The organism is Pinisolibacter sp. DMC19 (assembly GCF_056313985.1).
The window spans coordinates 381693-391043 of the sequence record NZ_JBQUZF010000003.1 but is presented as its reverse complement, the minus strand read 5'-3'; the positions used below and the strand labels follow the sequence as shown (position 1 = coordinate 391043).

The following is a 9351-nucleotide window of genomic DNA, read 5'->3' as shown; positions in this document are numbered from 1 at the left end:
GGGTGGATCGGACGGGCACGCACGCCCACCGGGGTACGTGGCGAATCCGTCGTCATGGTGACACGAAGCAGGCCCCCGAGCGACTTCATCGGCCGGCTTCCGGATCGCGCGCCGCCCAGTCGTCGGTGCGGGTGCCGACGAGATCGGAGAGCCGCTTCATCCCGACGCGGGTCAGATGGTCCGAGAGGCCGGCGAGAATGCGCTCGACCAGTTGCGGCCCCTCGTAGACGAGGCCGGAATAGACCTGCACCAGGTTGGCACCGGCGGCGATCTTCTCGATCGCGGTCTCGGGCGAGTCGATGCCGCCGACGCCGACGAGCGGCAGATCGGGGCCGACGAGCCTGCGCATGCGGGCGAGCATCACCGTCGAGCGATGAAACAGCGGCCGGCCGGACATGCCGCCGGTCTCGGCCGACTGGGCCGAACGCAGACCCTTGCGGTCGAGCGTGGTGTTGGAGACGACGAGACCGTCGACGGCGCGGGCGAGCGCCACCTCGGCGACATCGGCGAGGCCCTCCTGCGTCATGTCGGGAGCGATCTTGAGCAGTACCGGCACGCGGCGGGCACCGGTCGCGGCGATCTCGTCGCGGGCGGCGACGACGCGACCGAGCAGATCGTCGAGCTGGTCCTTGGCCTGGAGATCGCGCAGGCCCGGCGTGTTGGGCGAGGAGACGTTGACCGTGAACCACGAGGCGAGATCGGCGAAGGCGCGGATGCCGGCGACATAGTCGGCGATGCGGTCCGGGCTCTCCTTGTTGGCGCCGATGTTGACGCCGACGAGGCCGCCGCGGCCGCGACGGCGCATCAACCGGGCGCGCATGGCCGCGTGGCCCTCGTTGTTGAAGCCGAAGCGGTTGACCACCGCACGGTCCTCGACGAGGCGGAAGAGCCGCGGCTTCGGATTGCCGGGCTGGGCGAGCGGCGTCACCGTGCCGACCTCGACGGCGCCGTAGCCGAGCGCCAGCAGGCCGTCGGGGGCCTCGGCGTTCTTGTCGAGACCGGCGGCGATGCCGACCGGATTGGGGAAGGCGAGATCCCACAGCCGGGTCTCGAGCCGGAGATCGACCGGGCGGTTGCACTTCGGCACGACGCCGGTCGCCAGCGCCTTGACGGTCAGCGTGTGGGCGATCTCGGGATCGAGGCGGAAGACGAAGGGACGGGCGAGGCCGTAGAGGTCGATCACGGTTCGAGCTCCGGGAAGAGGTGGCGGCCGTCGGGGCCGAGCGGCAGGTCGACGACCCGCAGCGCGTCGCTCGGTGCGAAGGTGCCGTAGAGATGAGGGAAGAGCGCGCCGCCGCGCGACGGCTCCCACTTCAGCGCGGCGCCGAAGGGGGTGTCGGCGAGCGCCACGAGGAGGAGATCGGTGCGGCCGGCGAAATGGCGTGCCGCCGTCTCGGCGACCTGCGCGGCGGTCGAGAAATGGATGAAGCCGTCGGCGAGATCGACGGGGGCGCCGGCGAAGACGCCGCGCGCCACCGCCTCGGCCCATTCGTCGCGTCCGGTGATCTTGTAGAGCGTGGGCATCGGGCGCCATCCTCGCTGCCGTCGGGCACCGCGGCGGCGTCGCCGGAGCCGTGGAACGGGCGAGGCGGACCCTAGTCGCCGCACGCCGCCGCCGCAAGTCGGCGCGAACGAGGGGAGACGAGAAGGGACTCAACCTGCGATTGATTACGCACTATCGGCGGAGCATGCGAATCGGTCAATGATGGCGTGCCCGTTCGGAGCGCGGTGGGAAACGAGGCGGAGAGACCGATGGAACGGTCCAGGACCAGACACGAACGGCTTTGGGCGGCGATCGACGCGATCGCCGCGCGACACGGCCTCAGCCCGTCCGGCCTCGCCCGGCGCGCCGGCCTCGATGCCACCGCCTTCAACCGTTCCAAGCGTTTCACCGCCGACGGACGGCCGCGCTGGCCGTCGACCGAGTCGATCGCCAAGATTCTGGCGGCGACCGGATCGCCGCTGTGGGAGCTGGTCCACCTGATCGACGGCGAGACGATCCGGCCGAACGAGGCCGTCGGCTTCGCCGAGGAGGCGGGGCCGATGCTCGCGACCGAGCCCCTCGGCCGCTCGGCGCTGCGCGTCGCCGACGATGCCATGCTGCCGCTCTACCGGGCGGGCGACGTGCTGATCGTCTCCGACGGCGAACCGATCCGCCCCGGCGACCGCGTCGTGCTCAGGATCGATCGCGGCCCGCCGGTCGCCCGCATCTTCGCCGGCCGCGCCGAGGACGGCCTCGCCTTCGCCCCGATCGTCGGCGGCGACGCCGAGGTGCTCACCGCCGGCCGCATCGCCGGCCTCGCGCGCATCCTGTGGGCGAGCCAATGAGGGGGGCGGGCGCGATGCTCGGCGCCATTGGAGCCTCGCGGAGGCCCTTCATCCTGAGGTGCGAGCGAAGCGAGCCTCGAAGGGCGAAGGGCCGAGAGGCACGGCCCGTCGAGCCTTCGCCCTTCGAGGCCCTCCCTTCGGTCGGGCACCTCAGGGTGAAGGCGAACGGTGGTCGCGTGACATCGATCACCATCCCGGCCTTTCCTCCGCTCGCCCTGCTCGTCCTCCTCGCCGCGGGGCATCCCGCCTCGGCGGGCGAGGTGCGGATCATCGGCGGGCCGGGGATCTCGCCACCGCCACGTTTCGACGCCCCGCCGCAACGCATCGAGCTGCCGAAGAAGCCGAAGCCGCCGCCGGGCGCGCCGGTCGATCGGCGGCTCGGGCCGGTGGTGGTGGAGAGCGCCGAGGAGCTGCGGGTCGGCGGCATCCGGGTGCATCTCGCCGGTGTCGCGGCGCTGCCGCTCGACGAGACCTGCACCGACGCCACGGGCGCGCGCTGGGCCTGCGGCCGGCGGGCGCTCTTGGCGCTGCGGCTTCTCGTCCGAATGAAGGCGGTCGTCTGCCCGATCCCGCCGGAGGCGCGGGCGGGGCGCTTCGAGGCGTCGTGCCGCTTCCTCGCCGGCGGCGACGTGGCGGAGCGCTTCGTGGCGAGCGGCTGGGCGCGGGCGGGCGACGACGGCCGCTTCGCCGAGGCGGAGAGACAGGCGCGCGAGGCCGGCCTCGGTATCTGGGGCTCGGCGCCGCCGCCGGCGGCGATGCCGGTCTACGAATGGCGCGGCGGCGTGCCGCCCGATCCGACGAGCGCGCCGCTCGCCGAAGGCCGCGACGAAACGACGACGCCGGCCACCCCGTCTCGCGGAACGACCGGCGCCGAATGAGATTGACGCCGGCGGCGCGAAGCCTCCGCCGGATCCGACGTCACGCCTCGAGCGTGCCGGCGAGCGCCTTGGCGATCAGGGCGCGGGTCTCGGCGATGCCGTAGAGCGCCACGAAGGAGCCGAAGCGCGGACCCTTCTCCTGGCCGAGCAGGATCTGGTAGAGGCCGGCGAAGAAGTTCAGCGACACGCCGGGTCCGCCGTCCGGGCCCTTCTTGGCCGGGTCGGGGAAGTGGGCGCGGCCGACGTCGAAGACCGCCGTCTGGATCACGTCGGCTTCCGCCTCCGCCGGCAGCGCCGCGAGTGCCGCGTCCAGCGCCGCGAGGGCACCGCGCTCGGCGTCGTCGGGCGTGCGGAAGACCTTGGTCGGCTTCACGAAGTCGTGGAAGTAGCGGATCGCGTAGCCGACCAGACGGTCGAGTTCCGGCGCGTTCTCGGGCGTGACGTCGGGCGCCGTGCGCCTGATGAAGCCCCACAGCACGTCGCGGTCCTCGGCATTCGAGGCCGAGACGAGGTTCATCAGCATCGAGAAGGACGCCGGCATGTGCTTCTTCGGCGGCTCGCCCGAATGGATGTGCCACACCGGGTTGGAGAGCTTCTGATCGATCGTCTGGCGGTCGAAGGCGTCGAGGAACTGGTAGTACTCGTCGACGTTGCGCGGGATGACGTCGAAATAGAGCTTCTTCGCCGCCTTCGGCTCGCGGAACATGAAGAGCGACAGGCTCTCCGGCGAGGCATAGGTCAGCCACTCGTCGATCGTCAGGCCGTTGCCCTTCGACTTGGAGATCTTCTGGCCCTGGTCGTCGAGGAAGAGCTCGTAGTTGAAGCCTTCCGGCGGACGGCCACCGAGCACGCGACAGATCTTGCCCGAGGTCTTGACGTTGTCGATGTGGTCCTTGCCGGACATTTCGTAATCGACGTCGAGAGCGGCCCAACGCAGCGCCCAGTCGGGCTTCCACTGCGCCTTGCAGCCGCCCGACAGGATCGAGGTCTCGTACTTCTTGCCGGTGTCGGGGTCGGTCCAGACGATCGTGCCCTTCGAGGCGTCGCGTTCGTCGATCGGCACCTGCATGACGCAGCCGGTCTCGGGATGGACGGGGAGGAAGGGCGCGTAGGTCTTCTGCCGCTCCTCGCGCAGCGTCGGCAGCATGATCGCCATGACCTCGTCGTAACGGGCGAGCATGACCATCAGCTTCTCGTCGAGGACGCCGCGGGCGTAGTAGTCGGACGCCGAGGCGAACTCGTAGTCGAAGCCGAAGGCGTCGAGGAAGCGCCGCAGCATCGCGTTGTTGTGGTGGCCGAAGGACTCGTGCGTGCCGAAGGGATCGGGCACCACGGTCAGCGGCTTGCCGAGATTGGCGTGGAGCAGCGCCTGGTTCGGCATGTTGTCGGGCACCTTGCGCATGCCGTCCATGTCGTCGGAGAACGACAGGAGCTTGGTCGGCACCTGGTTCTGCGTCAGGACATGGAAGGCATGGCGCACCATGGTGGTGCGGGCGACCTCGCCGAAGGTGCCGATGTGCGGCAGGCCCGAGGGGCCGTAGCCGGTCTCGAAGAGGACTTCTTTCTTCGGATGTTTCTCGAGCCGGGCGACGATCTTCCGCGCTTCCTCGAAGGGCCACGCCTTGGTCTTGGCGGCGGCGGCGAGAAGCTCGGGGGAAAGGTCGGTCGCGCGCGGGGGCCGAGCGGTCATCTGTCATCCTCTTCGGGGGGGTGGAAAGGCGGAAAGCCTCGCGAAAACGAGGGCGGACACTAGACCCCGGGCGCGGGAGCGTCAACGACGACGCCCGCTTCGCCGCTCTTCGCCTTGAATCCGCTCGCCTCGCACCCTAGCTTGCGGCGAAACCCAGACGCACGAGCGCCGGAGACCCCATGCCGAAGACCTTTTCCGCCCACGAAGCCCTCGTCCACCTGATGGTCACCATCTCGATGGCCGACCGCACCATGAGCGAGAGCGAGATCGGCGAGATCGGTCTGCTGGTCGAGACGCTGCCGGCCTTCGAGGGCTTCGACCGCGCCCGCCTCGGCGACATCGCCGCCGAGACCGCCAAGATCCTGGAGTCCTCCGAAGGCCTCGTCCACGTCATCGAGCGCGCCAAGGCGGCGCTGCCCGACAAGCTGCGCGAGACCGCCTACGCCCTCGCCGTCGAGGTTGCCGCGGTCGATCTGGTGGCGGGACAGGAGGAGCTGCGCTTCCTCGAGATGCTCCGCGACGCCTTCGACCTCGATCCGCTGGTCACCGCCGCGATCGAGCGCTCGGCGCGGGTGCGTTTCCGCCGGATGTGATCACCCCTCCTCGCGACGCACCGCCGCCAGGAGACCGGCCAGCTCCACCGCCGAGCGCACGGAGAACTTCTCCAATATGCGTGCGCGATGCACTTCGACGGTACGCATGGCGATGCCGAGATCGTCGGCGATCTGCTTGTTGAGCTGACCGCGCAGCATCAGCTCCATCACCTCGCGCTCACGGCCCGAGAGGGTGGCGAGGCGGCGTTCGACCTCACGGGCGGCGGAGACGGCTCCGTGGCGGCGGCGCTCGAGTTCGAGCGCCTGGCCGGCGCGGTCGACGAGGTCCTCGGCCTCGAAGGGCTTCTCGACGAAGTCGACGGCGCCCTTCTTCAGCGCATGGACCGCCACCGGCACGTCGCCGTGGCCGGTCAGCACGATCACCGGCAGGTGCGAGCCCATCTCCTCCAGCCGGTCGAGCACCTCGAGCCCCGACATGCCGCCGAGCCGCACGTCGAGCAGGACGCAGCCGCGCAGAGCCCCCGTGGCCATGCCTTCGAGGAACGCCTCGCCACTCTCCCAGGCGGCGACCTCGAAGCCGCGCATACGGAACAGCCAGACGAGCGAGTCGCGCACCGCCGGGTCGTCGTCGACGACATGGACGGCGGAGGCCGTCGAGGGCGTACGGGTCTGGTCTGCTGTCTCGCTCATCGGGGGGCCTCGTCCGCCTCGGCGGGCAGCGTGATCGAGAACACCGTACCCCCTCCCTCGCGCGGCGCAAACTCCAGGCGGCCGCGGTGGAGTTCGACGATCGAGCGGCAGATCGCCAGGCCCATGCCCATGCCCTCCGGCTTGGTCGAGAAGAAGGGCGAGAAGAGCTTTTCGGCCACCTCCGGCGCGATGCCGCCGCCGCGATCGGCGACGGTGACGACCACCGTGTCGCCGTCGGCGCCGGCGTGGCGCTCGGCCTCGATCTCGAGCCGACGCGCGGCGGGCGGGACTTGAGCCATCGCCTCCATGCCGTTGCGCATCAGGTTGAGCAGCACCTGTTCCATCAGGATGCGGTCCGCGCGCACGGCGATCTGTCCCTCGGGCAGCGTCGTGACGATCTCGACCTTCTGCTTGCGCGCGTCGGGGGCGACGAAGGCGGCGAGCGAGGCGACCAGTTCGGCGAGGTCGATGCGGGCGAAGGCCGGCTCGCGCTTGCGCACGAAGTCGTGGACGCGCCGGATCACCGCGCCGGCGCGGCGCGCCTGGGCGTCGAGTTTCTCGAGCGGGGCGACCAGTTCCTCGCGCGGCTGGCCGGTGCGCAGGATGTGCAGGCAGCCCGAGGCATAGGAGGCGATGGCGGCGAGCGGCTGGTTGAGCTCGTGGGAGATGGTCGAGGCCATCTCGCCGAGCGAGATCAGGCGGCCGGTGCGGGTCAGCTTCTCGGCCTGAAGGCGCTCGCGTTCCTCGATGCGCTTGGCCTCGGAGATGTCGATGATCGAGCCCATCCAGCCGCGATGGACGCCGGAGGCGTCGATCAGCGGCGCCTCGTAGACCTGGACGTCGAAGACCTCGCCGTCGCGGCGACGGAAGCGGGTCTCGAAGGAGATCGCATCGAGCGCGCCGCGGCCGAGTGCGCGGTGGCGCTCCAGCGTCTCGTCGACCAGTTCGGGCAGCCAGTAGGGCTGCGGCGGCTCGTGGCCGACCAGTTCCGACGCGTCCCAGCCGACCATCCGGCAGAAGGCCGGATTGACGTAGATGATGCGCTCCTCGAGGTCGCGGGCGCGCATACCGACGGTCAGGCTGTCCTCCATGGCGCGACGCAGGGCGAGCGCCTCGCCGAGACTGCGTTCGGCGACCAGGCGGCGGCGATAGTGCAGCATCAGGCCGAAGAGCGAGACCACCGCGGCGGCGGCCAGTCCGATGACGCCGGCGCCGAGCAGGTTGCGCAGGAAGGTCGAACCGCCGCCGTGGGCGATCAACACCAGTTGCACGCCGGGCAGCGGCGGATCGAAGGAGAGGCCGTGGCGGGCGGCGCCGCGCTCGGTCTTCATCGCCGTCTTGCGGGCGAGCGCGGCGCCGTCGCGGTCGACCAGCGAGACCTGATTGTGCTGCGAGATCCACCAGGGCACGTGCAGCGCCAGCAGCCGGTCGAGATGGACGTGGGCGGTCAGCCGGCCGATGCGGACGTCGTGGTCGAAGACCGGGACGGTCAGGTCGGCGATGCCGCCGGCCGGGCCGTGGCGCGGCTCGGCGAAGCCGCGCAGCAGGCCGGCGGTGCGCGCGTCGCTCGTCATCGGCGGCGCGTCGGGCGGCACCGCGACGCGGACGGCGCCGAGATCGTCGCGCCATTCGACCTCGCCGATCTCCGGATGCGTCGCGATCAGGGTGCGCAGGCGGGCGGCGATCACGTCCTCGTTCGGGCGCGCCGCGCCCATGTCGATGCCGATGCGCTCCAGCGCGTCGCGAGCGGCGTCGAGCTGGAAGCGCAGCGCCTGCTCGACCCACAGCGCGTCGCGGATCAGCGACTCGCCGGCATCCTCGCGCTCGCGCCGGTCGGCGATCCAGACGAGGGCGGCGAGCAGGGCGACGATCAGCGCGACGACGACCAGCGGCGCGGTCTCGACGAAGAGATCGCGACGGCGGCGCGTGCCGGCGGCGAGAGGCCGGTCGGCGGCGCTCGGCGGCGCGGGAGAGAGCGTCTCTTCGGTCAAACCGGGCCTCGAACGAAAGTCGTGCGGCGAGAGGTCCGCGCGCGCATTGCGGAAAACCACGATAGCCTCGCCCGGCTCCGTTGCACTACCTTCTCGGACGGAAGTCCCACGCAGAGGGGACGGCAAGGAACATCAGGGAGAGAGACAATGAAGCGTTTCGCCATCGCGCTGGCTTTCGTCGCGCTCGTCGCGGCACCGGTCAAGGCCGAAGACATCGTCATCAAGTTCAGCCACGTCGTGGCGCCCAACACGCCCAAGGGCAAGGGCGCCGACCGCTTCAAGGAACTCGCCGAGAAATACACCGCCGGCAAGGTGAAGGTCGAGGTCTATCCCAACTCCCAGCTCTACAAGGACAAGGAAGAGCTCGAGGCGCTGCAACTCGGCGCCGTCCAGATGCTCGCGCCCTCGCTCGCCAAGTTCGGCCCGCTCGGCGTCAAGGAATTCGAGGCCTTCGACCTGCCCTACATCCTGCCCGACCGCGCCGGCCTCCGGAAGGTGACGGAAGGCCCGATCGGCAAGAAGCTGCTCTCCCTGCTGGAGCCCAAGGGCATCACCGGCCTCGCCTACTGGGACAACGGCTTCAAGATCATGAGCGCCAACAAGCCGCTCAGGATGCCCGACGACTTCCTCGGCCTGAAGATGCGCATCCAGTCGTCGAAGGTGCTCGAGGCGCAGATGAAGGCGCTCGGCGCGCTGCCGCAGGTCATGGCCTTCTCGGAGGTCTATCAGGCGCTGCAGACCGGCGTCGTCGACGGCACCGAGAACCCGCCCTCGAACATGTACACCCAGAAGATGAACGAGGTGCAGAAGTACGCGACGCTGTCGCGGCACGGCTACCTCGGCTATGCGGTGATCGTGAACAAGAAGTTCTGGGACGGCCTGCCCGCCGACATCCGCGGCCAGCTCGAGAAGGCGCTCGCCGAGGCCACCACCTACGCCAACGACATCGCCGAGAAGGAGAACGCCGACGCGGTCGAGGCGATGAAGGCGGCCGGCAAGACCGAGTTCATCACCCTCACCCCGGATCAGGTCAAGGCGTGGCGCACCGCGCTGAAGCCGGTCTGGGCCGAGATGAGCTCGCGCATCGGCAAGGACCTGATCGCCGAGATGGCCAAGGCCGCCGGCAGCGAATGATCCCTCGACGGCGGCCGTCCTTCGGGCGGCCGCCGATCGGATCGTCCTCGGATCGGCCCTCACCCCTCGGGGGCGGCGACCGATCG

At 70.4% G+C, this 9351-nt stretch carries 9 protein-coding genes; 4 read left to right on the top strand and 5 right to left on the bottom strand.

All coding sequences use genetic code 11. The features are described from left to right. Positions 1–85: 85 nt before the first annotated feature. Both ACT53U_RS09945 and ACT53U_RS09940 read right to left on the bottom strand, forming a co-directional pair. Positions 86–1183: a quinone-dependent dihydroorotate dehydrogenase gene (locus tag ACT53U_RS09945; RefSeq protein WP_476154620.1), complete on the bottom strand. Its 1098-nt coding sequence runs from the start codon at positions 1181–1183 to the stop codon at positions 86–88. Continuing rightward, a complete protein-coding gene (locus ACT53U_RS09940; protein WP_476154618.1) occupies positions 1180–1524 on the bottom strand; it encodes a DUF952 domain-containing protein in 345 nt (114 codons plus the stop codon). The genes ACT53U_RS09945 and ACT53U_RS09940 overlap by 4 nt, the downstream gene beginning before the upstream one ends. A 228-nt stretch (positions 1525–1752) precedes the next feature. On the opposite strand from ACT53U_RS09940, the gene ACT53U_RS09935 reads away from it, so the two are divergent. Next, positions 1753–2328 (top strand): S24 family peptidase, encoded by a 576-nt coding sequence (locus ACT53U_RS09935; protein ID WP_476154616.1) that lies wholly within the window; start codon positions 1753–1755, stop codon positions 2326–2328. Positions 2329–2504: 176 nt separating this feature from the next. Next, positions 2505–3206, top strand: coding sequence for a thermonuclease family protein (locus ACT53U_RS09930; protein ID WP_476154615.1), 702 nt, complete (start codon positions 2505–2507; stop codon positions 3204–3206). Positions 3207–3246: 40 nt separating this feature from the next. On the opposite strand, the gene ACT53U_RS09925 is transcribed toward ACT53U_RS09930, so the two are convergent. Next, positions 3247–4896 carry a lysine--tRNA ligase gene (locus tag ACT53U_RS09925; protein ID WP_476154613.1) on the bottom strand — a complete coding sequence of 550 codons (1650 nt, stop codon included), beginning with the start codon at positions 4894–4896 and terminating at the stop codon, positions 3247–3249. Positions 4897–5075: 179 nt separating this feature from the next. Between ACT53U_RS09925 and ACT53U_RS09920 the strand changes: the two genes are divergently transcribed. Then, positions 5076–5489 (top strand): tellurite resistance TerB family protein, encoded by a 414-nt coding sequence (locus ACT53U_RS09920; protein ID WP_476154611.1) that lies wholly within the window; start codon positions 5076–5078, stop codon positions 5487–5489. On the opposite strand, the gene ACT53U_RS09915 is transcribed toward ACT53U_RS09920, so the two are convergent. Next, positions 5490–6140: a response regulator transcription factor gene (locus tag ACT53U_RS09915; protein ID WP_476154609.1), complete on the bottom strand. Its 651-nt coding sequence runs from the start codon at positions 6138–6140 to the stop codon at positions 5490–5492. Beyond that, a complete protein-coding gene (locus ACT53U_RS09910; protein WP_476154607.1) occupies positions 6137–8131 on the bottom strand; it encodes a sensor histidine kinase in 1995 nt (664 codons plus the stop codon). Before ACT53U_RS09910 ends, ACT53U_RS09915 begins: the two co-directional genes overlap by 4 nt. 147 nt (positions 8132–8278) lie before the next feature. Between ACT53U_RS09910 and ACT53U_RS09905 the strand changes: the two genes are divergently transcribed. Next, positions 8279–9265, top strand: coding sequence for a TRAP transporter substrate-binding protein (locus ACT53U_RS09905; RefSeq protein WP_476154605.1), 987 nt, complete (start codon positions 8279–8281; stop codon positions 9263–9265). Positions 9266–9351: the final 86 nt, after the last annotated feature.

What these genes read in the sequence shown, in the direction of transcription:
- ACT53U_RS09940 (WP_476154618.1), bottom strand. Translation starts at nt 1,524, where the DNA reads ATGCCCACGCTCTACAAGATCACCGGACGCGACGAATGGGCCGAGGCG.
- ACT53U_RS09935 (WP_476154616.1), top strand. Translation starts at nt 1,753, where the DNA reads ATGGAACGGTCCAGGACCAGACACGAACGGCTTTGGGCGGCGATCGAC.
- ACT53U_RS09925 (WP_476154613.1), bottom strand. Translation starts at nt 4,896, where the DNA reads ATGACCGCTCGGCCCCCGCGCGCGACCGACCTTTCCCCCGAGCTTCTC.
- ACT53U_RS09920 (WP_476154611.1), top strand. Translation starts at nt 5,076, where the DNA reads ATGCCGAAGACCTTTTCCGCCCACGAAGCCCTCGTCCACCTGATGGTC.
- ACT53U_RS09915 (WP_476154609.1), bottom strand. Translation starts at nt 6,140, where the DNA reads ATGAGCGAGACAGCAGACCAGACCCGTACGCCCTCGACGGCCTCCGCC.
- ACT53U_RS09905 (WP_476154605.1), top strand. Translation starts at nt 8,279, where the DNA reads ATGAAGCGTTTCGCCATCGCGCTGGCTTTCGTCGCGCTCGTCGCGGCA.